The 21,807-nt window shown below is 74.2% G+C and carries 21 protein-coding genes; 10 read left to right on the top strand and 11 right to left on the bottom strand.

From position 1 onward, the window contains the following. The first annotated feature begins 90 nt into the window (after positions 1-90). A complete protein-coding gene (locus tag ACMXGY_RS02125) occupies positions 91-492 on the top strand; it encodes a winged helix-turn-helix transcriptional regulator (protein WP_483775240.1) in 402 nt (133 codons plus the stop codon). Positions 493-505: 13 nt separating this feature from the next. Here ACMXGY_RS02125 and ACMXGY_RS02120 read toward each other — a convergent pair whose 3' ends face one another. From ACMXGY_RS02120 to ACMXGY_RS02095, 6 genes are all read right to left on the bottom strand, one after another. After that, positions 506-1,858 (bottom strand): MFS transporter, encoded by a 1,353-nt coding sequence (locus tag ACMXGY_RS02120; RefSeq protein ID WP_483775239.1) that lies wholly within the window; start codon positions 1,856-1,858, stop codon positions 506-508. A gap of 79 nt (positions 1,859-1,937) precedes the next feature. Then, positions 1,938-2,858, bottom strand: a complete 921-nt coding sequence (locus ACMXGY_RS02115; RefSeq protein WP_483775238.1) for a sugar phosphate isomerase/epimerase family protein — start codon at positions 2,856-2,858, stop codon at positions 1,938-1,940. A 79-nt stretch (positions 2,859-2,937) separates the two neighbouring features. Further along, the gene (locus ACMXGY_RS02110) at positions 2,938-3,570 is read right to left on the bottom strand and encodes an ATP-binding cassette domain-containing protein (protein ID WP_483775237.1); all 633 of its coding nucleotides are present in this window, start codon (positions 3,568-3,570) and stop codon (positions 2,938-2,940) included. Positions 3,571-3,608: 38 nt separating this feature from the next. Next, positions 3,609-5,684, bottom strand: a complete 2,076-nt coding sequence (locus tag ACMXGY_RS02105; RefSeq protein WP_483775236.1) for a hypothetical protein — start codon at positions 5,682-5,684, stop codon at positions 3,609-3,611. Between the two features lie 77 nt (positions 5,685-5,761). Beyond that, complete coding sequence (locus ACMXGY_RS02100; protein WP_483775235.1) at positions 5,762-6,058, bottom strand: lactococcin 972 family bacteriocin; 297 nt, start codon at positions 6,056-6,058, stop codon at positions 5,762-5,764. 122 nt (positions 6,059-6,180) lie between these two features. After that, positions 6,181-6,648, bottom strand: coding sequence for a hypothetical protein (locus ACMXGY_RS02095; RefSeq protein ID WP_483775234.1), 468 nt, complete (start codon positions 6,646-6,648; stop codon positions 6,181-6,183). Between the two features lie 360 nt (positions 6,649-7,008). Here ACMXGY_RS02095 and ACMXGY_RS02090 point away from each other — a divergent pair, with 360 nt between their 5' ends. The 3 genes from ACMXGY_RS02090 to ACMXGY_RS02080 all read left to right on the top strand — a co-directional run bounded on the left by ACMXGY_RS02090 (position 7,009) and on the right by ACMXGY_RS02080 (position 11,033). Then, the gene (locus ACMXGY_RS02090) at positions 7,009-7,893 is read left to right on the top strand and encodes a pyruvate, water dikinase regulatory protein (protein ID WP_483775233.1); all 885 of its coding nucleotides are present in this window, start codon (positions 7,009-7,011) and stop codon (positions 7,891-7,893) included. Further along, positions 7,890-10,682, top strand: coding sequence for a pyruvate, phosphate dikinase (gene ppdK / locus ACMXGY_RS02085; RefSeq protein WP_483775232.1), 2,793 nt, complete (start codon positions 7,890-7,892; stop codon positions 10,680-10,682). The genes ACMXGY_RS02090 and ppdK overlap by 4 nt, the downstream gene beginning before the upstream one ends. 81 nt (positions 10,683-10,763) lie before the next feature. Next, positions 10,764-11,033, top strand: a complete 270-nt coding sequence (locus ACMXGY_RS02080) for an HPr family phosphocarrier protein (protein ID WP_483775231.1) — start codon at positions 10,764-10,766, stop codon at positions 11,031-11,033. A 144-nt stretch (positions 11,034-11,177) separates the two neighbouring features. Here ACMXGY_RS02080 and ptsP read toward each other — a convergent pair whose 3' ends face one another. Then, positions 11,178-12,854, bottom strand: a complete 1,677-nt coding sequence (gene ptsP / locus ACMXGY_RS02075; protein WP_483776767.1) for a phosphoenolpyruvate--protein phosphotransferase — start codon at positions 12,852-12,854, stop codon at positions 11,178-11,180. A 47-nt stretch (positions 12,855-12,901) separates the two neighbouring features. After that, a complete protein-coding gene (locus ACMXGY_RS02070) occupies positions 12,902-14,299 on the bottom strand; it encodes a PTS transporter subunit EIIC (protein WP_483775230.1) in 1,398 nt (465 codons plus the stop codon). Positions 14,300-14,690: 391 nt separating this feature from the next. Here ACMXGY_RS02070 and ACMXGY_RS02065 point away from each other — a divergent pair, with 391 nt between their 5' ends. From ACMXGY_RS02065 to ACMXGY_RS02050, 4 genes are all read left to right on the top strand, one after another. Continuing rightward, complete coding sequence (locus ACMXGY_RS02065; protein ID WP_483775229.1) at positions 14,691-15,515, top strand: GntR family transcriptional regulator; 825 nt, start codon at positions 14,691-14,693, stop codon at positions 15,513-15,515. After that, positions 15,512-15,757, top strand: a complete 246-nt coding sequence (locus ACMXGY_RS02060; protein WP_483775228.1) for a PTS sugar transporter subunit IIB — start codon at positions 15,512-15,514, stop codon at positions 15,755-15,757. The genes ACMXGY_RS02065 and ACMXGY_RS02060 overlap by 4 nt, the downstream gene beginning before the upstream one ends. 123 nt (positions 15,758-15,880) lie before the next feature. Beyond that, a complete protein-coding gene (locus ACMXGY_RS02055) occupies positions 15,881-16,111 on the top strand; it encodes a PTS sugar transporter subunit IIB (protein WP_483775227.1) in 231 nt (76 codons plus the stop codon). Further along, entirely contained in the window at positions 16,111-16,575 is a 465-nt protein-coding gene (locus tag ACMXGY_RS02050) for a PTS sugar transporter subunit IIA (RefSeq protein WP_483775226.1), read from the top strand. Before ACMXGY_RS02055 ends, ACMXGY_RS02050 begins: the two co-directional genes overlap by 1 nt. Before the next feature lie 137 nt (positions 16,576-16,712). Here the strand turns inward: ACMXGY_RS02050 and ACMXGY_RS02045 are convergent, their stop codons facing one another. The 3 genes from ACMXGY_RS02045 to ACMXGY_RS02035 all read right to left on the bottom strand — a co-directional run bounded on the left by ACMXGY_RS02045 (position 16,713) and on the right by ACMXGY_RS02035 (position 20,411). Further along, the gene (locus ACMXGY_RS02045) at positions 16,713-18,947 is read right to left on the bottom strand and encodes an NHL domain-containing thioredoxin family protein (protein ID WP_483776766.1); all 2,235 of its coding nucleotides are present in this window, start codon (positions 18,945-18,947) and stop codon (positions 16,713-16,715) included. A gap of 48 nt (positions 18,948-18,995) precedes the next feature. Beyond that, positions 18,996-19,256: a hypothetical protein gene (locus ACMXGY_RS02040; RefSeq protein ID WP_483775225.1), complete on the bottom strand. Its 261-nt coding sequence runs from the start codon at positions 19,254-19,256 to the stop codon at positions 18,996-18,998. A 78-nt stretch (positions 19,257-19,334) separates the two neighbouring features. Then, positions 19,335-20,411 carry a chymotrypsin family serine protease gene (locus tag ACMXGY_RS02035; protein ID WP_483775224.1) on the bottom strand — a complete coding sequence of 359 codons (1,077 nt, stop codon included), beginning with the start codon at positions 20,409-20,411 and terminating at the stop codon, positions 19,335-19,337. A 160-nt stretch (positions 20,412-20,571) separates the two neighbouring features. Here ACMXGY_RS02035 and ACMXGY_RS02030 point away from each other — a divergent pair, with 160 nt between their 5' ends. Together ACMXGY_RS02030 and ACMXGY_RS02025 are read left to right on the top strand one after the other, a co-directional pair. After that, positions 20,572-20,937, top strand: a complete 366-nt coding sequence (locus ACMXGY_RS02030; protein WP_483775223.1) for a VOC family protein — start codon at positions 20,572-20,574, stop codon at positions 20,935-20,937. 128 nt (positions 20,938-21,065) lie between these two features. Further along, complete coding sequence (locus ACMXGY_RS02025) at positions 21,066-21,797, top strand: alpha/beta fold hydrolase (RefSeq protein WP_483775222.1); 732 nt, start codon at positions 21,066-21,068, stop codon at positions 21,795-21,797. The last annotated feature ends 10 nt before the right edge of the window (positions 21,798-21,807 follow it).

Genomic DNA, 21,807 nt, shown 5'->3' with positions numbered 1-21,807 from the left:
GCCGTCGTACGGTCGCGCGGGAAGAACGCACTTCGAGGTGGGGTTCTCACCTCCAGGTGAGCGTGCAGGTCAGCGACGAAGGAGCGAACGATGACGACGACGGCCCCTCCCCTCGACGGGACCCGGCAGGGCGCGCTCGTGCCCGGCGCCACCCCGCGCCGCGGCCCCTACGTGTGCGGCCTCGACGCCGCGATGGACGTCGTGAGCGGCAAGTGGAAGTCGCTGATCCTCTGGGAGCTCGAGGACCACGGCGTGCGCCGGTACGCCGAGCTCAAGCGCGGCCTGCCGGGCGTGAGCGACAAGGTCCTGGCGCAGCAGCTGCGCGAGATGGAGGCCGACGGGCTCCTCGTGCGCGAGGTGTTCCCCGAGGTGCCGCCGCGCGTCGAGTACTCGCTCACCGAGCACGGCAGCACGCTCAACGCGGCGCTCGAGTCGCTCGGCGACTGGGGGCGCGGCCGCATCGCCCGGCTCGGCGCGGACGCCGTCGCCTGAGCTCAGCCGCGCGTCAGGGCTCGGGGTGCAGGGCGTCGTAGCGCCAGAACTTGCGCTGCCCCCGCACCACCAGCCAGAGCACGACGACGCACGCGACGCCCCCGGCGACCGCGGCCCACGCCTCGCCCACCCACGTCGCCTGCGCGCCGAGCACGAGCTCGCCGAGCCGCGGACCACCCGCCACGACGACGATGAACACGCCCTGCAGCCGCCCGCGCATGTCGTCCGGCGTCGCGGTCTGCAGGATCGTCTGGCGGAAGACGCTGCTCACGGCGTCGGACGCGCCCGCGAGCGCCAGCGCGACGCTCGCCGCGACGACGCCGCCCACGAGCACGGTCGTCGGGCTGGTCGCGCCGACGCCGACGAGCACGAGACCGAACAGCACGATCGAGACCCCGTAGGCCGTGATCGCCCACACGATGACGCGGCCCTGCCACCGCACGCGCGAGAGCCCGCCGGAGAACAGGCCGGCGAGAACGGCGCCGATGGCGAACGCCGCCGTGAGGACACCCGTCGTCGCCTCGCCGCCGCCCAAGAACACGACGCCCGCCGCGGGTAGGAGCACGCGCGGCGACGCGAGGACCATCGCGGCGAGGTCGACGAGGAACGTCGTGCGCACGTTCGGCTGCGTCGTGAGGTAGCGCAGCCCGTCGACGACGGACCGCCAGCCCACGACCCTCCACCGCCGTCCGGCGGGAGCGGCCGCGCCGACCGACGTGTCAGCACCGGGTACCGCTTCGGTGTCTCGTGGTGCCGACAAGGGCGGGATGTCGGGCAGGCGCCACACCGCCCACAGCGCTGCGGCGAACAGCACCGCGTCGATCGTGTACGCGACCTGGTAGCCCCACACCGCGACGAGGAACGCGCCGCCGAGCGGGCCGACGGTGAGCGCGACGTTCCACGCGAGGGTCTGCAGCGCGTTCGCGGCAGGCAGGAGCCGGGGCTCGACGAGCCGCGGGATGATCGCCGAGCGGGCCGGGTTGTTGATCGCGAACGCCGCGGACTGCAGCGCGACGAGCCCGTAGAGCACCCCCACCGAGTCGAGGTGGAGCCACGCCTGGAGCGCGATGAGCGCGGTGATCACCCACAGCGCGGTCGAGGCGGCGAGCGCGACCTTGCGCCGGTCGTACGCGTCGACGAGCGCGCCGCCGTACAGCCCGAGGACGACGAGCGGCACGAGCGCGCAGATGCCGAGCACCCCGACGGCGAGCGACGAGCCGGTGAGCGCGTAGACCTGGAGCCCGACGGCGACGACCGTGAGCTGCGAGCCGAGGTTGGAGATCCCCAGCCCCCACCACAGGCGGCGGAACGCCGGGGAGGTGCGCAGCGGCGTCGTGTCCGCGAGGAGACCGTTGACTCGAGCCACGGTCGCCGAGCCTACGTCAGCCGACGCCGCGCGCCCGCCCGGGCAGGAGCGGGGCGGTCAGGGCCGTTCCGGGTCGACCTCAGGGTGCGGCGTCGTCCACGTCGCCCGCTCCGGCCTCGCCCCACGCGTCGGCGTGCCGGTGGTGGTGCCCCGGCGGGGGCTCGTAGTCGGGGTGCGGCCCGGGCGTGAGGTAGGTGCGCGCGAAGAACAGCGACGCGGCGAGGTCCTCGCGCCGCTCGGCCGCGGTCCGCGCCCGGCGCGTCGAGATCTCGACGACGACGTCGCCCTCCCAGCCGCGCCGCACGAGCTCCGCGAGCACCTTGTCGCACGGCTGGTCGCCGCGTCCGGGCACGAGGTGCTCGTCGGTGATCGAGGACGACCCGTCGGCGAGGTGCACGTGCGCGAGCCGACCGTCGAACACGTCGAGCAGCGCGAGCGCGTCCTGCTGCGCGACGGCGGCGTGCGACAGGTCGAGCGTCACGTGCTCGTAGCCGTGCTCGGACGGGTCCCAGCCGGGCAGGTAGGCCTGCATCTCGCGCTTGCGCCCACGCCACGGGTACATGTTCTCGACGGCGATCGTCACGCCCTCGGTCTCGTCGAGCTCGCCGACGAGGTCCTCGAACTCTCGCGCGTACCGGTACTGCCAGCGGAACGGCGGGTGCACGACGACGGTGCTCGCCCCGACCTCCTGCGCGAGCTCCACGGTGCGCCGGAGCTTGGGCCCCGGCGCCCGGCCCCACACGCGCTGGCTCACGAGGAGCGTCGGCGCGTGGACGCTGCGGATCGGCATCCCGTGGTCGGCGGACAGCTTGCGGAGCGCCTCGGCGTCCTGCGTGATCTCGTCGGACCACACCATGACCTCGACGCCGTCGTACCCGAGGTCGGCCGCCGCCTCGAACGCGTAGGGCGCCTTGCGGGGGTAGACGCTCGCCGTGGAGAGCGTCACCTGGATGCGCGGCGGCTCCGTGGAGGCCGCGCGCGTCGTCGTCGCGTCGGACATGCCGGTCACCCTAGACCCGTCCGCTGTGCCGCACACCCAGCGAGCCGCACCCCGCACCCGTCGACCTGGTTCTCTGCCCTCAGCCGATGCGGATCTCGTCCGAGCAGGCCTCGACGACATGGCGGGAGTGGGTCGCGATCAGGACCGCAGCGCCGTCGGCGGCGAGGTCGCGCAGCGACTCCAGCACCATGTCCGCGTTGTCCTGGTCGAGCGCGCCGGTCGGTTCGTCCGCGAGGACCACCGTCGGCGCCTTGACGAGCAGACGGGCCAGAGCGACCCGCTGCTGCTCGCCGCCGGAGAGCTGGAAGACGGGTGACCGCTCCATGCCGTCGAGGCCGACCCGCTTCAGCGCGTCGTCGATCCCGAGACCCGCGTCGCCCTTGCGGCCCGGCGCGCGGGCGATCTCGAGGTTGGCACGCACGGAGGCGTTCTCCACGAGGGCGTAGTTCTGGAAGAGGTAGCCGAGCGTGTCCCGGCGGAAGCGTCGGGCCGCGCCGGACCGGAGCCGGGTGATGTCCCGGCCGTCCACGGTGATCGACCCCGCCGAGAGCTTCTCGAGCAGGCCCACACAGTTGAGCAGGGTCGACTTCCCCGACCCCGACGGTCCGGTGAGCGCGGTCATCCGACCGGGCTCGACCACGAAGGACCGGTCCTCGAACAGCACACGGCTGCCGAACGACTTGGCGACGCCCTCGACGACGACGGACGACATGGCGGATTCCTCTTCTCGTAGGACTTCTCGGGTCGGCGTCAGGAGTCGGCGGATCGGGTGGCGATGAGGCGGGCGGTCGCCCACCGCAGAGCGAGGAGCACGGAGCCGACGGCGAGGACGGCGACGGCGACGGCGATCCCGACGCGCCACTGCGCCGTCTGTCCCTCGAAGACGGCGGCCTGGAACCTGACGGCCTGCGGCGCCGCCGCCGCCGCCGCTCCCGCCCCGATCACCACCGCCGCCAGGACCAGCTCGACGAGGAGCACCAGACGGTGCGAGAACCAGGCCGGCCAGCCGGAGATGTGCCGCACGTAGACGAGCTGCGCGGACCGGCGGACGTGGACGGCGCTCACGCTCACCGCCGTCACGACCAGGACGAGGAGGGACACGACCAGGCTGAGCAGCGAGATCCGCAGGTTCGACACCACCTCGGCGTACTGCGCCGCGGCGTACTGCCGGGCGGACCAGATGCCGTTGACGATCGCGTCGACACCGAACTCCGCGACGTACCGCTCGGCCGTCGTCGCGTCCTGGAAGACGACGTTCCCCTGCGTGAGGAGCGCGCCGTAGAACGGCTCGGGCAGCACGTCCACCGCCGGTGGGACGACGACCAGCACGGCGTCGTGCAGCATCGCCGCGTCCCGCACCTTGCGCACGGTGCCGTAGGTGAACTGGTCCTGGCCGGCGGCGATCTCCTGGTGGACGAGCTCGGGGGGACCCGCGGCGTCCGCGCCGCCCGGGACGGCGCTCGGCAGGTCCGCACGCGCGAACTCCCGGCACGCGGGCGGCGCGAGGATCGTCACGGCGTCGCCGGCCACCTCGGGGACGGGCGCTCCGGTGCCGTCCAGCACCTGCTGGCGTTCGAGGTACGAGTCGCTCACCAGCAGCACCGGGCACGGCGCGGACACTCCCCGCTGCGGCACTCCCGTCGCCGGGTCGACCGCGGTCGCGTCCTGCGTCATGTCGTCGACCAGTACCGCGTCGCCGCTGTCCACGGCCGCGTGCGCCATCGCCGCGTAGCGGGCCTCCACCTCCAGGTCGTCGCCGCCCATCTGACCGGAGATCTGGACGTAGACCGCGTCGGGGTCCGACGCCCACCGTTCCTCCGCCGCCGACCGGTCGGCCACCTGGAGCGCCGCCTGCACCGTCGCGAAGGCGACGCTCGCGGCGAGGAGGACGCCGACGACCCGCACACCGAGGATGCCCGCGAGCGCCCACCCGGCCGAGAACTGGCCCTTCACCGCTGCCAGGATCGGCACCCGGAACGCCAGACCGGCCGCGGCGACGTGCGTCACGACGACCACGCCGAGGAAGACTGCGACGACGACCAGGACGACGCCGAGGAGCTCACCGGCACGTGCCCAGCGGTTGTAGAACCACAGCGCCGCTCCCCCGACCACGACCAGCGTGCACAGGGTCCACGCGAGCAGCCGGCCCACCTCGACCAGGTCCCGCCGGACCGCGCCGCCGAGCGACCGTCCCTGGAGTCTCTGCACCCCGTAGGACTGCGCGCTCATCACCACACCACCGCCGACCATGACGACGAGCGCCAGGACGGACACGGCGGCGGCGGTCCCGATGACCGGGTCCAGGAAGACGTCCGGGTCGGTCGCGAGGTCGCCGGCACGCCCCGGGTACGGAGCGACCTCGCCGGTGAGCCCCGCGTGCCCCATCGCCGTCAGGAACGCCACCGCGTCCGCGCGGTCGCCCCACACGAGGTAGTAGCCACGCGGGTCGACGTCGCCCACGTCGGCGAACGGCCGGTAGTCGGCCTCGACCTGCGGCGAGAAGTGGCGGTACCCCTCGGCGATCCGTCGTGCCACCTCGCCGTCCTCGCGCCCGACGACCGCGAAGAGGTGCTTGCGGTGCGCGGGGTCGGCGAGGTCGAGCGAGATCATCCCGATGTCGGCACCGGTCGAGCGAGCCGTCTCCTCGAGCACCGGTGCGAGGTCCGCGGCCGACACCCGCCCGTCGGTGGCGATCTCCTGCACCACGACCTGGTACTCCGCACCGGCCCCGTCGGCCCCGTCGAAGACGACGAACACCTGCAACGCGAGGACGGTCGGCAGGAGCACGCCGAGCACGTAGGCGAGACGGACGACTCGGGGCAGCATGGGCTCGTTCCGGGAGGGCGATCGGGGGCACGGGAGGTGGAGCGTGGCCACGGAGGGCCACGCCCCACCTGCTCAGGTCAGCACGTGGTGTCGTACCAGGACTTGTCGACGGCGTACCAGCGGTCGGGTGCGTCGGCGCGCGACCAGTAGCCGGCGCTGGCGTAGTCCTTCTCGTAGTAGGTCCCCTGCACGGACGACCCGTGGCACCGGGAGGCGTGGTAGTAGTCGGACCAGACCTCGCCACCGCCCGTGCCGTAGCTCCACGTGCCGCCGCCCACGTACTCGACGGTGGCGTAGGCGGCCGTCGCACCTCCGGCGACGACGGCCGCGGCCAGCGCGACCGCGACCGCGGGCTTCCGGAACTTTCCGAACATCATGTCTCCCCTTGCTCGACAGTGCTGGACAGTGTCGCGGCGCCGCAACGTCGTCCAGCGTGCCCGCGACACGCCGTCCGCCCAACCCGTACGGCACGGGCTCCGCGGCCCGACCACCGCTGCTACCAGGGGGCCCGGGATCCTGAGACGGGGACGTACGGGTGCAGGAGGGCGAAGTCGACGAGCGCCTCCTGGATCCAGCCTGCGCGCCGGTGCCCCGGTTCGGGTACGCCCAGCTGCTCGGCGAGCTGCACGAGGTGCTCCTGGACGGTCCGGTGCGAGATGCCCAGCCGGTCGCCGATCTCCCGGGCCGTGGGTAGCGGGACGGTGCTGTTGCCGCGCATCCTGTCCGCGACGAGCGCGGCCATGACCGCGTGGCGCCGGCTCCCCGGGTCGAGGCCCCAGGACTCGCGGACCTGACCGACGCACCAGGTGTCGGCGAGGGTGCCTTGCTCCGGGCCGAAGACCGTGACGACATGACCGCTCGCCCCCGCGACGCCGGCAAGATCGAACGGCGGGACGGTGGAGCACCCGGGCAGCAGCCGCAGCCGGTCCCGGGAGTCCTCGAGGTTCCAGACGCGCAGAGGCACGACCGAGCTCCGGTTCGACAGTCGCCACCCGTCACGGTCCGCCACGACCGATCCCGCGACGCCCTCGACGCGGAGGTCCGGTGGCGGACAGCAACCGCCGGTGCAGCCGTGGAAGTGCAGGGTCCTGCCCATGGGAGCGTCGACCGAGGCCCCCACGACGCGGCGAGCTCCCTCGCCGTCGTCGATGCTGATCGATATCGCTGTGCCCGCACACGCGCGCGGCCCCCTGCCGTCCGAGGACATCCCGACCCCCCTGGTCGATCGTCGTGACGTGTCCTGTCGGCGACAGACGGTACACGGAGCGGGCCCGCCGCGCCGGTGCTGGTGGTGCCCGGCGCACGGCCTGCCTAGCCTGAGGTCATGGCGGCGACGGCGCGCGTCATCGAGATCCATGTGGTCGCGGACTCCACGGGAGACACCGGGACCCGCGTCGCGCGCGCCACGCAGGCGCAGTTCCCGGGTCACGAGGTCCGCGTCGTGCGGCATCCCCGGTTGCACACCCCGCAGGGCGTGGACGACGTCGTCGCGCAGGTCCGCACGGACGCCGCCCGGGCCGTGGTGTTCTGCACGGTCGTCGACGAGGCTCTGCGAGCGCGCGTCCTCGACGCGTGCGCGGCGCTCGACGTGCCGTGCGCGGACCTGCTCGCGCCGGCGATCGACGCGTTCACCGCGCGGACCGGCGCGCAGCCGGCGCGCGTCGTGCAGCCGGTCGGCCTCGCCGCGGACTACTTCGACCGCATCCACGCCATGGAGTTCGCGGTCGCGAACGACGACGGCCATCTCGCCGACGGCCTCGACGAGGCTCAGGTGGTGCTCGTCGGGGCGTCGCGCACCGGCAAGACCCCGCTGTCGATGTACCTCGGCTACCTCGGTTACCGCACGGCGAACGTCCCGCTCGTGCCCGGGGTCGCGCCGCCGCGCGAGCTGTTCGAGGCGGAGCGGTGGAAGATCGTCGGCCTGACGATCGACCCCGAGCGCCTGCTGGAGATCCGGCGGCGCCGGGTGCACGCGATGGGCGCCGCCGCCTCGGGCACGCCCGACGGCGCACGGGGCCTCGGCGGGTACGCCGACCTCGCGCACATCCACGCCGAGCTCGACGAGGTCGCGCAGGTGCAGCGCAGGCTCGGCTGCCCCGTCCTCGACACCACGGCGCTCGCGCTCGAGGAGGCGGCCGGGCGCGTCGTCGAGCTCGTCACCGCACGCCGTCGCACGCTCGCGCCCGCCCGGACCACGGAGGAGCCATGACCAGCCAGCCCGCCCCGACCCCCGACACCGGCACCGGCACCGGCACCGGCACCGGCCGATACGTCTACGACCTCGCCGAGGGCCGTGCCGACATGCGCTCCCTGCTCGGCGGCAAGGGGGCCGGCGTCGCGGAGATGCGCCGCATCGGCGTGCCCGTCCCGGACGGGTTCACCGTGACGACAGCGGCGTGCGTCGCTGCCACGGAGCGCGGCGGGTCGTGGCCGGACGGGCTGTGGGGGGAGGTGCTCGTGCACCTGGAGACGCTCGAGCAGCGCACGGGCCGGCGCCTCGGGGCGCGCGAGCGGCCGCTGCTCGTGTCGGTCCGGTCCGGCGCGGTGGTCTCGATGCCCGGGATGATGGACACGATCCTCAACCTGGGGATCTCGGACGAGTCGGTCGAGGGTCTCGCCGCCGAGTCGGGCAACGCGCGCTTCGCGTGGGACTCGTACCGGCGGTTCGTCCAGATGTACGGCGAGGTCGTCGAGGGCGTGCCCGCCCACGCGTTCGCCGACGAGCTCGACGCGCTCAAGGCACGCCGCGGCGTCAGGCAGGACACCGACCTCGACGCGGACGACCTCCGCGGGCTCGTCACGACGTTCCGCGCGGTCGCGCGGCAGCACACCGGCGAGGACCTGCCGACCGACCCGCGCGAGCAGCTCCGGCGCTCCGTCGACGCCGTGTTCGCCTCGTGGGGCAACCCGCGCGCCGCGGTCTACCGGAAGGCGAACGGGATCCCCGACGACCTCGGCACGGCGGTGAACGTCATGCGGATGGTGTTCGGCAACAAGGGACCCACGTCCGCGACGGGCGTGTGCTTCACGCGCAACCCCGCCACGGGCGCGAAGGAGCTCTACGGCGAGTTCCTCGTGGACGCGCAGGGCGAGGACGTCGTCGCCGGCACCCGGACACCCCGCCCGCTCGCCGAGATGGAGAGCGTCCTGCCCGACGCGTTCCGCGAGCTGCGCGCGACGATGGACCGCCTCGAGCAGCACTACGGCGACATGCAGGACATCGAGTTCACCGTCGACGAGGGCATGCTCTACCTCCTGCAGACGCGCACGGGCAAGCGGACCGCGCAAGCGGCCCTGCGCGTGGCGCGCGAGCTCGTCGACGAGGGCGTCATCGACCGCGAGGCCGCGCTGCGCCGGCTCGACCCCGCGCAGCTCGACCAGCTCCTGCACCCGGCGCTCGACCCCGGCCACGGCGCGTCGCCGCTCACGCGCGGGCTCAACGCGTCGCCGGGCGCCGCCGTCGGGCACCTGGTGCTCGACGCCGAGACCGCGGTCGAGCGCGCAAAGGCGGGCGACGCCGTCGTGCTCGTGCGGTGGGAGACGACGCCCGACGACATCGCGGGCGTCATCGCCGCGCAGGGCGTGCTCACCGCGCACGGCGGCATGACCTCGCACGCGGCCGTCGTGGCGCGCGGGATGGGCAAGCCGTGCGTCGTCGGGGCGGGCGAGCTGCGGATCGACGCGGACGCGCGTCGCGTCCAGGTCGGGGACCACGTGCTGACCGAGGACGACACCGTCACGCTCGACGGCACGACCGGCGAGGTCTACGCGGGCGCGCTCCCGCTCGTCCCGCCGCAGGTCACCGACGACTTCCGCACCGTGCTCGGCTGGGCCGACGACGTGCGGCGCCTCGGCGTGCGCGCGAACGCGGACACGGGCGAGGACGCCGCGAAGGCGCGCGAGCTCGGCGCCGAGGGCATCGGCCTGTGCCGCACCGAGCACATGTTCATGGCGCCCGACCGCCTGCCCGTGGTGCGCGAGATGATCCTCGCCGAGACCGACGCCGACCGCGCCGCCGCGCTCGACCGCCTGCTGCCCATGCAGCAGGGGGACTTCGAGGAGATCTTCACGGCGATGTCCGGGCTGCCTGTGACGATCCGGCTCCTCGACCCGCCGCTGCACGAGTTCCTGCCCGACCTCGTGGAGCAGTCGCTCCTCGTGCAGCGGCTCGAGGACGAGGTCGGGGACCCCTCCGCCGCGGGGCACGGGACGGACGCCGTCGCCGAGGGCTTCGCGGCCGCGGCGGGCGGCGGCGAGACGACGGCGCGGCTCGCCCGTGCGCGTCGCCTCCTCGCGCAGGTGCGGAGGCTGAGCGAGGCGAACCCGATGCTCGGCACGCGCGGCGTCCGGCTCGCGCTGCTGCACCCCGAGATCGCCGCGATGCAGGTGCGGGCGATCGCGCGCGCGGCGCTCGCCGTCCGGGCCGCGGGCTACGACCCGCACGTCGAGATCATGGTGCCGCTCGTCGGGTTCGCGGAGGAGCTGCGGCGGATGCGCGAGGTGGTCGACGCGACGATGGCGGAGGAGCGGGCCGCAGCAGCCGACCCCCTGGCGTACGCCGTCGGGACGATGATCGAGCTGCCGCGCGCGGCGCTCGTCGCGGACCGTCTCGCCGAGCACGCCGAGTTCTTCTCGTTCGGCACCAACGACCTCACGCAGACGACGCTCGGCATCTCGCGCGACGACGCGGAGGGGTCGTTCCTCACGGCGTACCTCGACGCCGGGGTCGTCGGCGCGAACCCGTTCGCGACCGTCGACGCCGACGGGGTGGGGGAGCTCGTGCGTACAGGGGCCGAGCGCGGCCGTCGGACGCGGCCCGGCATCGCGACGGGCGTGTGCGGCGAGCACGGCGGCGACCCAGCGTCGGTCGCGCTGTTCGACGAGATCGGGCTCGACTACGTGTCGTGCTCGCCGTACCGCGTGCCGATCGCACGGCTGGCGGCGGCGCGGTCGGCGCTCGACCACCGGGAGCGGGACCGCACGGCGCGCGGCGCGTGAACCACCTCGGCCCCTCCCCTTTCCTCGGGCGATCCCCTAGGATGCACTGGTCCAGACCACCTGTCTGCCGGAGGAACCACCATGGACCGTGCCGTCGTCGTCGCGATCACCGAAGGGCTCCACGCCCGCCCCGCCGCCCTGTTCGTCAAGGCCGCGGCCTCGCAGCCCGCGCCCGTGCGCATCGCCAAGCCCGGCGGTGACCCCGTCGAGGCGGCGAGCATCCTCGGCGTCATGACGCTCGGGGTGTCCGCCGGGGACGAGGTCGTGCTCTCGACCGACGCCGACGGCGACGACGCGAGCACCTCGATCGACGCGCTCGCTGCCTTCCTGGAGCAGGCCGAGGTCGCCTGACCACCGCCGCCCGCGACCCGAACCCGGGGTTGCGGGTCACCCGTCCTCGCCGAACCCCGGGCTAGAGGTCACCTTCGGCAAGAAGTGACCCGTAACCCGGGGTTCGGCACCTCGGCTGGGCGCCGCACTCGGTGCGTCGACCCGCTACAGCCCGAGCTCGTCGAGGACCGGGAGGTGGGCGCGGACGGCCGCGCGGGCGGCGTCGGGCGTCGGTTGCTGCAGCGCGAGGAAAGCGAGCTCCTCGCACTGGTCCGACGTCGTCGCGGCCAGCACCGCCGCGACGTCCGCGAGGGCGCGCGGCGTCATGGACAACGACGTCACCCCGAGCCCCACGAGCACCGGCGCGAGCACCGGGTCCGCCGCGGCCTCGCCGCAGACGCCGAGCGGTCGGCCGTTGAGGGCGGCGCCCGAACCCGTCGCGCCGACGAGCGCGAGGACCGTCGGCTGCCACGCCGTCGAGAGCCGCGCGAGGTCGGACACCTCGCGGTCGGCGGCCATCGTGTACTGCGTGAGGTCGTTCGTGCCGATGCTCGCGAACGACGCCTTCGCGAGCACCCACCGCGCCCCGAGCGCCGCCGCGGGCACCTCGATCATCACGCCGGCCCGGGCGAGCCCGTGGTCGGCGCACAGCGCGACGAACGCCTCCGCCTCGTCCGGCGTCGCGATCATGGGCGCCATGACCCACACGTCGGCAGACTCGGCGTCGGCGGCCCGCGCGATCGCGGTGAGCTGCCGGTCCAGCACCTCGGGGTGCCGACGCGCGGTCCGCAGCCCGCGCACGCCGAGCGCCGGGTTGGGCTCGGCGTCGGGCGTGACGAACGGGAGCGGCTTGTCGGCGCCCGCGTCGAGCGTGCGGACGACGACCTTGCGGCCGGGGAACGCCGCGAGCACCTCGCGGTAGGCCGCGACCTGCTCGTCGACCGTCGGCTCGACGGCCCGTCCGAGGAAGCACACCTCGGTCCGGAACAGCCCGACGCCCTCCGCGCCCGCATCCGCCGCGGCCCGCGCGTCGGACCCGTTCGCCACGTTGGCGAGGAGCTCGACGCGGCGACCGTCCGCCGTCCGCCCCGTCCCGTCGAAGGTGCGGCGCTCGCCGCGCGCGCCACGGGCCACGACGGCGGCCACGACCTCCGGCGCCGGGTCCCGCTCGACCGTGCCGAGCCCACCGTCGACGAGCACCGTCTCCCCGGCACGCAGCGTCAGCGCGTCCTCGACCGCCACGACCGCCGGGATCCCGAGCGCACGCGCGAGGATCGCGGTGTGCGACGTCGGCCCGCCCCCGCGCGTGACGACCGCGAGCACGCGCTCGGGGTCGAGCTGGGCGGTGTCGGCGGGCGCGAGGTCGTCGGCGACGAGGACGAACGGGTGCCCGGGGTCGGGCACGCCGGGCGCCGGCAGGCCGAGCAGCGTCGCGACGATCCGGTCGCGGACGTCGCGCACGTCGCGCGCCCGCTCGGCCATCAGGCCGCCGAGCGCCTCGAGCTGGTCCACGACCACGCCGGCCGCGTCCCACACGGCGCGCGCCGGCGTCGCTCGGCGCTCGCGCACGCGCCCGACGGCGTCGCGCGCCAGTGCCGGGTCCGCCGCCATCGCGGCGGTCACGCCGAGCACCTCGGCCGCGGTGCCCTCGGCTCGCGCGGCCCGGGCCGTCAGGTCCTCCTGGACGGTCGTGACCGCCGCGAGGACCTGCGTCACGGCGAGGTCGAGGTCGGCGTCGGAGCTGTCGGCCGCGAGCGGGGTCGCGTCGGGCTCGCGGACCCGGTCGGGCATCCGCACGACCGGCCCCGCCCCCATCCCGGGGCTGACCGGTACTCCGGTCAGCCCCGGGAAGGGTGCCCCCGACGAGGGACGCTGCGTGTCGGCGACGGTCACGCCGTGCCCCCGCCACCGCCGCCGGACACGCCGGATGCAGCGCTCGCCGACGCGCCGCTGCTCGCGGCACGGTCCCTCCGGACGTCCGCGTCACCTTGGTCGGGCGCGGGCGCCGTCGTGGTCGCGACCTCCTGCGCCTCGTCCGACGTGCTCTCGGCGCCCGGCTCGTCGTCCTCGCGGCCGGGGGTCTTGAGGTTCCAGCGCGTGATGACGAACCGGAAGAGGAAGTAGTAGATCACCGCGTACCCGAGGCCGATGAGGATGAGGAGCAGCGGCATCTCGGCGATGCGGAAGTTCAGGAGGTAGTCGATCGCCCCGGCGGAGAAGCCGAAGCCGTCGCGGATGCCGAGCGCGTTGACGAGCGCGAGCGACGTGCCCGTGAGGACGGCGTGGATCGCGTAGAGCGGGTACGCGACGTAGACGAACGCGAACTCGAGCGGCTCGGTGACGCCCGTGACGAACGCGACGAGCGCGGCCGATCCCATGATTCCGGCGACGACCTTGCGGTTCTTCGCCTTCGACGTGTGGACGATCGCGAGCGCCGCCGCGGGCAGCGCGAACATGAAGATCGGGAAGAAGCCGGTCATGAACGTCCCGGCGGTCGGGTCGCCGTGGAGGAAGCGCGCGATGTCGCCGTTCCAGACCTCGCCGTTGGCGTCCGTGTACTCGCCGAACTGGAACCACGGGAGCGAGTTGAGCAGGTGGTGCAGGCCGACGGGCAGGAGCAGGCGGTTGACCGTGCCGTAGACGAACGCGCCGAGGACCGTCGATCCGGTGACCCAGTCGCCGACGGCCGTGAAGCCCGTGTCGAAGGCGGGGTAGATGAGCGCGCCGGCGACCGCGATGAGCACGGCTGCACCGGCGGTGACGATCGGCACGAAGCGACGGCCGCCGAAGAACGCGAGGTACTGCGGGAGCTTGATGCGGTAGTACTTCTGGAACAGCAGCGCGGCCGTGAGGCCGATGACGATGCCGCCGAGCACGCCGTAGTTGATGAGCTCCTGCTCCTCGCCCTCCGGGGCGGTGCCCAGCACCGCGGGCGAGAGCGCGTCGCTGACACCCTTGAAGACGAGGTAGCCGATGACGGCGGCGAGGGCCGTCGAGCCGTCGGCCTTCTTCGCGTAGCCGACCGCGACGCCGACCGCGAAGAGCAGAGGGAGGTTCGCGAACAGCGCGTTGCCGGCGGACGCGAAGACGTCGGCGACGTACTGCATCCACGGCCAGGTACCGGCGAGGCCGTCCGCCCCGAGGAAGTCCGCCTGGCCGAGGCGCAGGAGCAGGGCGGCGGCAGGCAGCGACGCGATGGGCAGCATGAGCGAGCGCCCGACGCGCTGGAGCTGCGCGAAGCCGGGCACCCCCTTCTTCGTCCTCGTCGGTTCGGCGACGGTGGTCATGTGTCGTTCTCCTCTGGGTGGGCCTGGCGCGCAGGCCGGGTGCGTCGAGCGGCGGCGGTGGCGCGACGTCGTACGGGCGTCGTTGCCGGTCTCCGGGCATCACGAGGACCACTGGGGTAGGTCCTGGGCTCGTCCTGCCGGATCCCCGGTCCAGGTTGTCTGGACCACTTGCAGGAAGAGTGGTCTAGACCTCATGATGTGTCAACCCCCGGAGGTGACCCGGGACACACGGCCTGGTCCACGACCGGCGTCGTCGCAGGTCGGACGACCGTCGGACGGCGACAATGCAGACGTGGAGATCGAGTCACCGGGGCAGGACGGTCCGGCAGGACCGGGACCAGGGTCAGGGCACGGACGAGGACCGACGACAGGGATGGGACGCGGCACGACGATGAGCAGGTCACGATCGCAGGCGAGCGAGCACAAGTACCTCACGGTGCGCGCCTACCTCGCCGACCTCGTGGCGAGCGAGCTCGGCGTCGGTGACGCCGTCCCGTCCGAGCGCAGCCTCACGGAGAAGTTCGGCGTCTCGCGCATGACCGTGCGCCAGGCGATCGACGCGCTCGTGACCGAGGGCGTGCTCGAGCGCGCCCAGGGCCGCGGGACGTTCGTCGCCCCGCCGCGCGCGGACTTCGAGATGCGCCTGACGACGTTCGGCGAGGAGGCACGACGGCGCGGCATGGAGCCCGGGGCCGACGTCCTCGAGGCCGGCGTCGCCCAGGCACCGGCCTCCGTCGCCGAGGCGCTCGGCCGCGAGACCGGCGACCCCATGCACCACGTCGTGCGGCTCCGGACCGCCGACAGGTCGCCCATGAGCGTCGAGGAGGCGTGGATCCCCGTGGACCTCGCGCCCGACCTGCTCGACGACGGCGTGCCCGAGAGCCTGTACGGCGCCCTCCGGGAGCGCGGGCTCGCCCCCACGTGGGGCGAGGACACCATCACCGCGTCCGACGCCACGGTCCAGGAGCAGAAGCTCCTCGAGCTGCGCGCCTCGCGCGCCGTGATGCGCACCGTCCGCCGCACCTTCGCCGGCGACGCCCCGCTCATGTACTCGCGCTCGAGCTACCGCGGGGACCGCTACAGCGTCTTCGTGCCGCTGCGCGAGGCACGGCCCACGCTCGTGCCTCGCACCCGACCCGCGTCGTCGGACGACGGCGCGCCCCAGCTCGACCCCGTGCCAGTGCCGGCGCGGGCAGACGGAGGGAACGACCGATGACACAGTCCGACGCCGAGCGCGCCGCGACGATCCTCGCCGGGCTCGGCGGGGTGGAGAACATCGACGAGATCGACCCGTGCACCACGCGGCTGCGGTCTCTCGTGAAGGACCCCGCCCTCGTCGACGCTGCGCTCCTGCGCCGCGCCGGCGCGTTCGGGGTCATGGTCAACGGCCGGGTCGTCCAGGTCGTCGTCGGCCCGCAGGTCGACACGATCGCGTCCGACCTCGCCGACCTGATGTGACCACCGGGCCGTCACGCCGCACGACGGCGGCCCGCACCCGCGCGCCAGCGCACCCGACCGGCACGGCCGCCGGCCGGGACACCTGACCGGCCACCGCCGGACCCCGACCACGAGGAGCATCCCGTGAGCAAGGCAGAGCAGATCCTCCGAGGCCTCGGCGGCGACGACAACGTCGTCGACCTGGAGGCGTGCATCACGCGCCTGCGCGTCGAGGTCGAGGACCCCGCGCTCGTCGACGACGCCGCCCTGACCGCGGCCGGGGCGATCGCCGTCGTGCGGTCCGGCGCCGCGATCCAGGTCATCGTCGGCCCGGACGCCGACAACATCGCCTCCGACATCGAGGACCTGCGCTGATGGCCGCGCCGCTCACGGTGCTCGTGCCGGTGACGGGCACGGTCGTCGACGTCAGCGAGGTCGACGACCCCGTGTTCTCCGCCGGTCTCGTCGGCCCCGGCCTCGCGGTCGAGCCCGACGACGCGCAGGGCGGGGAGGCCGTCGCGCCCATCACGGGCACGGTCGTCAAGCTGCACCCGCACGCGTTCGTCGTGCAGCATGACGACGGCCGCGCCGTCCTCGTCCATCTCGGCATCAACACCGTCCAGCTCGGCGGCGACGGCTTCACGACGCACGTCGCGCAGGGCGACCACGTCGAGCGCGGCACCGTGCTCGTGTCGTGGGACCCGAAGGCCGTGCGCGCGGGCGGCCGGTCGGCCGTGTGCCCCGTCGTCGCGCTCGAGGCCGCGCCCGACGCCGTCACGCCCCTCGCCGAGACCGGCACCTGGGCGTCACGCGGCCAGGAGCTGCTCACCTGGGGCTGAGCCCCGCCGTCGGCCGTCCGCCAGGTGCCGAACCCGGGGTTGTGCGTCACCCGAGGCCGTGTCTGCCCTGTAGCCCCGGGTTCGGCGCCGGCCGGTGACCCGTAACCCCGGGTTGGCACGCTGGCGGCAAACGGCCGTCAGCCGCGCAGCGGGAGCGTGAGCTCAGGGACGTCGCCCGGCTCGCCGCGGTCGACGACGCGCACCGGCACGCCCCAGTCCTGCTGCGCCAGGTGGCACGCGGGGAACATGTCCGGGTCGGGCTCGCCGTCGGGGCCGAGCGGGACGACGTCGCACGACGCCGCGCGCGCAGTCACGTGCAGCACGCCCTCGCGCACCTCGGGGTTGATCAGGAGGTCGCGCCCGAGGTCGACGCCGGTCCCGTCCCCGGACAGCAGCAGCTCGGGCGGCGTCGCGCTCACGCGCAGCTCCGTCGACGGTCCGAACCGGTCGTCGAGCTTCTGCCCCGGCGCCGGGACGAACGGGACCTCGAGCCGCAGCGGGCCGGCCACCAGGTCGGTGACGGGCCGCTGCGTGCGGTGCGCGCCGCCGTCGAGCACCTCGCCCGCGAGCGTCGCGGGCAGCGCGACGCGCGTGAGCCGGTGCGCCGCGGACTCTACGACGAGCAGGTGCACCTGCGCCTGGCCGTCCGGTCCCTCGACCACCTGCACGACGACGTCGCTCGGCTCCGCGAGCCCGGTCGCCAGGGTCGCCATCTCACCCGCGACCCGCGTCGCGCCGCCGACACCGGCCACGTCGTCCCCGACGTCCCCAGCCGCTCCGGCAGCTTCGTCGTCCGCCCCCGCCGCCGGGACGAAGCGCCGCAGCGCGCCGTCGTACGTGTCCGCGACGACGACGCTCCCGTCGGGCAGCGTCGCGACCCCGAGCGGGTGCTGCATCAGCGCCTGCTCGGCCGACCCGTCCCGGTGCCCGAAGTCGAACAACCCCTGCCCGACGGCGGTCCGCACCTCGACCCCCACGCCGCTCACCGGCGTCACGCGCCTGAGCGCCGACGTCTCGGAGTCCGCGAGCCAGACGGCACCGTCGTCCGCGACGGCCAGCCCGGACGGCTGCGCGAACCACGCCGACTCCCCCGGCCCGTCCTCGAGCCCTTCGTTCATCGTCCCCGCGAGCAGCGCGATCGACCCCTGCTCGCCGTCGAACGCCCACAGCGTGTGGTTGCCGGCCATCGCCACGACGAACGCCGCAAGCTGCGGTGACCACACGACGCCCCACGGCGACGACAGCTTCTGGCGACGCGCAGCCGACACCTCCGTCGCCGGGACGGGCGCGTCGTTGCCGAACGAGTAGGAGAGCACGGACGCGAACGCGTCGGACCGACCAGGGCGAGGCTCCTCACGAAGGTCGGGGGCGGTGGTGGCGGCGGGTCGTGGTGGGTCTGGCGGGAGGTCGCGAGGGACGAGCGACCGGATGGTAGACCCGCCGCCGCCACCGCCCCCGGCCGACCCGGCCACGGACGCCGACCCTGACTCGGCCAACACGTTGTCGACCGCCCCCACCATGTACTGCTGCCCGTTCCCCGCGACCGTCGTCACGGCACCGTCAGCGAGGCGCACGCCGCGCAGCGCGTGGTTCACCGTGTCGGCGACGAGCACGTCGTACCCCAGCCACGGCCGCAGCTCCACCGGGACGAGGCACAGCCCGTTCGGCTCGCTGAACCGTGCGACGACGGCACTGCCGTCGACGAGCCCGCGCTCGCCGGAGCCGATGCGCCGGACGAGCGTCTCGCCGTCGGGCAGGAGCTCGGCGAGCGAGTGGTGCCCGGCGTCGGCGACGAGCAGGTTGCCGCCCGGCAGCTCGATCGCCTTCGCAGGGAAGCGCAGCGTGCCCGACGACGGCGCGGGCGGGACGTACGGCCCGTCGCCGCGGTGGAGCGTGCCCTTCGCCTCGTGCTCGGCGACGAGCTCCTCGACGATCGCGGCGATGGCGGACGCGTGCCCCTCTCCTGCCATCTGCGCGACGACGTACCCCTCGGGGTCGATCACGACCAGCGTCGGCCAGGCGCGCGCGGTGTACGCGGACCAGGTGACCAGTTCGGGGTCGTCGAGGACGGGGTGGTGCACCTCGTACCGCTCGACGGCCGCCGCGAGCGCCGCCGGGTCGGCCTCGTGCTCGAACTTCGGCGAGTGCACGCCGACGATCACGAGTACGTCGCGATGAGCCTCCTCGAGCTCGCGCAGCTCGTCGAGGACGTGCAGGCAGTTGAGGCAGCAGAAGGTCCAGAAGTCGAGGACGACGACCTTGCCGCGCAGGTCGGCGAGGGTGACGTTCTTGCCCCCGGTGTTCAGCCAGCCGCGCCCGACGAGCTCGGACGCGCGGACGCGGGGCAGTCGTTCGGTGGTCACGCGCTCCATTGTCACGCGGCGCGACAGGGGGCTACGCGCGTGGACGTGTGACGTCGGTCAGCGGGGTGACGCGGTCACCGCTCCCACGACGCGGACCTCGACGTCCACACCGTCGACGTTCTCCGGGACCTCGACGTCGTCCGAGGTCACGTTGACGCGGACCAGCCAGTCGTCCGCCACGTCCTGCGGCCGTCCGTCACGCTCCGGCGCACCGGTCAGGTCGGCGCGCGTGATCCCGACACCGGTCACGCCGTCGAGGCCGGCCAGGTCGTCACGAAGCATGGCCTTGGCCTCGCGTGCTCGTTCGAGGGTCGCCACGGCGAACCACCTCCCGCACCCATTGTGCGCCCGGACGGCCGCGCGTGTCAGGGGCGGAGGTGCTACACCTCCGCCCCGTCAGCCGAGGAGGGTCGCGCCGAGCCGTTCCAGCACCGTGCCGATGGGGTTGCAGTACGTGAGCCCGCTCCCGTTCGAGCCACCGGTCTCGGAGCCCGCGAACAGCAGCGCGAGCGCGACGCCGTCCTCGCGGTAGACGAGCGAGCCCGAGTCGCCGCCGCGGGAGAACGGGCCGTCGCCGGTGGACTCGACCTCGATCTGGTCGTCGAACCGCAGCGCGCCGAGGCCTCCCCCGTACCCGACGACGACGTCGTCGAGCTCGATCGCCGTGACGCGACCGGCCGTGACGCCCGTGGTGCGGCCGGACTTGCCGACCGCCTCGCCGCCGACGGCGACCGCCGTCTGCGTGATGCGACCGACGGGGTACTCCGCGTCGACGGTCGGGTCGTCGAGGAGGGCGAGGGCCGCGTCCGCGACCTGCGTGACCCCGGCTTCGAGCGGCACGAGCGCCGCGAGGGTGCCGACGCGGTCGTCGGGCGCCCCACCGCCGTCGGCCGGGCCGGGCTGCACGACGACGTCGCCCACCTGGGCGGACGGCGAGCCCGCGAGCACGTGCCAGTTCGAGAGCGCGTACACCGATCCCTCGTCGGCACCGTCGACGGGCGGCTCCGCGACGCGGACGAAGGCGCCGAGCGTCCCGGCGGTCACGTCGACGTGCGCGATCGATACCCCGGGGCGCAGGGGGCGGACCCGCCCCGTCTCGCCGGTGGCGTAGGCCGTGACGACCGGCGGCCGGACGCCCGGGCGGTCGGGCGAACCGGACCTCGCGTCGTCGGCTCCCGACGCGGCGAGCGGCCGGATCCGTCCCGTGCGCCGCACGTCGACGGTGTCGCCGGCCTCGGACGCGACCTTGCGCGCGATGCTGCGCGCCGCCGGCACGCCCAACCGGTACCGGACCGCGATGGCGTACCCGCCGTCGTCGCGCGGGGCGAGCCCGATCGCGAGGGTGGGCGCACGCACGACCTCGGCCGCGTCCGGGACGTCCTGCGGCTCGAGCGCCGCACCGGACCGCTCCGCGAGCTCGCGCGCGTAGTCCGCGAGCTGCGACTTGATCTCCCGCGCCTTCTGCTGGTCCATCGGTGCACCGTCCCCTCGCCCGACGGGCGGCCGTCCACCGCCCGCGTCCTGCGGAGAGAGTCTGACGGCAGCCACCCACGCCCGCACGACACCACGCCGGGGTCGTCACGGCACGACGACCCGGCACGTGCGTGTCAGTGGCGTACGTCACAGTGACGCCATGACTCTCACCTTCAGCGGCCCCGTGTTCGACTGCGCCGACCCTGCGGTCGTCGCCGACTTCTGGCAGTCCGCCCTCGGCTGGACCGGGCGCGAGACCGGCCCGCACGGCGAGGCCGTCCTCTTCCCGCGCGACGGCGAGACGACGCTCGGCCCGCCGAGCCTCGTCTTCCAGCAGGTCCCGGAGGGCAAGGCGGTGAAGAACCGCGTCCATCTCGACTTCTCGTCGTCGGACCAGGACGACGACGTCGCCCGGCTCGAGACGCTCGGCGCCCGCCGGGTCGACGTCGGGCAGTCCGAGCACGACACGTTCGTCGTGCTGGCGGACGTCGAGGGCAACGAGTTCTGCGTCCTGCGCGGAGACTGACGAGCGCGCGTCAGGGGTCTCGGCCTCGCGGCGTGTCACGTCGTGGTCCTCTCCTCGGTCGAACGGGCAGGGACGCACGACGCTCGACGTCGCGGTGCGTCCTCCGGTCCCGACGGAGGAGAGAAACCATGCCCGAGAAGCCGCTCGTCGTGCTCCTGCACGGCGCTTTCGCCGAGTCCGCGAGCTGGTCGGGCGTGATCGCCCGGCTCGGCGCGCAGGGCGTCGACACGCTCGCCCTCGCGAACCCCCTGCGCAGCGTCGTGACGGACGCGCAGTACGTGCGCGACGCCGTCGGCGACTCGGGGCGCCCGCTCGTCCTCGTGAGCCACTCCTACGGCGGCATGGTCGTGACCGAGGCGGCCGCCGAAGGCCTGGGGGACGTCGTGGGCCTCGTGTACGTCGCGGCGTTCGCGCCCGACACCGGCGAGAGCGCGTCCGACCTCGCGGGCAGGTTCCCGGGCAGCACCCTCGCCGAGACGCTCATGAGCACGTCCCTCGTCGACGACGTCGACGACCTCTGGATCCGCCCGGACGCCTTCCCCGCGCAGTTCGCCGCCGACGTCCCCGAGGACGCCGCGTACGTCGCCGCCCGCACGCAGCGCCCGATCACCGACGTCGCGGTCCAGCAGACGCTGCTCGCGGGCACGCCGGCGTGGAAGGCCGTGCCGTCGTGGTTCGTGTTCGGCTCGGAGGACCGCACGATCCCCGCGGCCGCGCACCGCTGGATGGCGGAGCGCGCCGGGGCGCGGGCCACGCACGAGATCGCGGGCGCGTCCCATGCGATCGCGATGTCCCAGCCCGACCGCGTCGCCCGGACCGTGCTCGACGCCGTCGCCGCGACCCGGCCCGTCGCCGCCTGACGTGGACGGG

The sequence above is a fragment of the Cellulosimicrobium sp. G4 BAM 1002 genome (assembly GCF_057126935.1).
The sequence above is the reverse complement of the archived record's forward strand: the minus strand, read 5'-3'. Positions and strand labels throughout refer to the sequence as shown.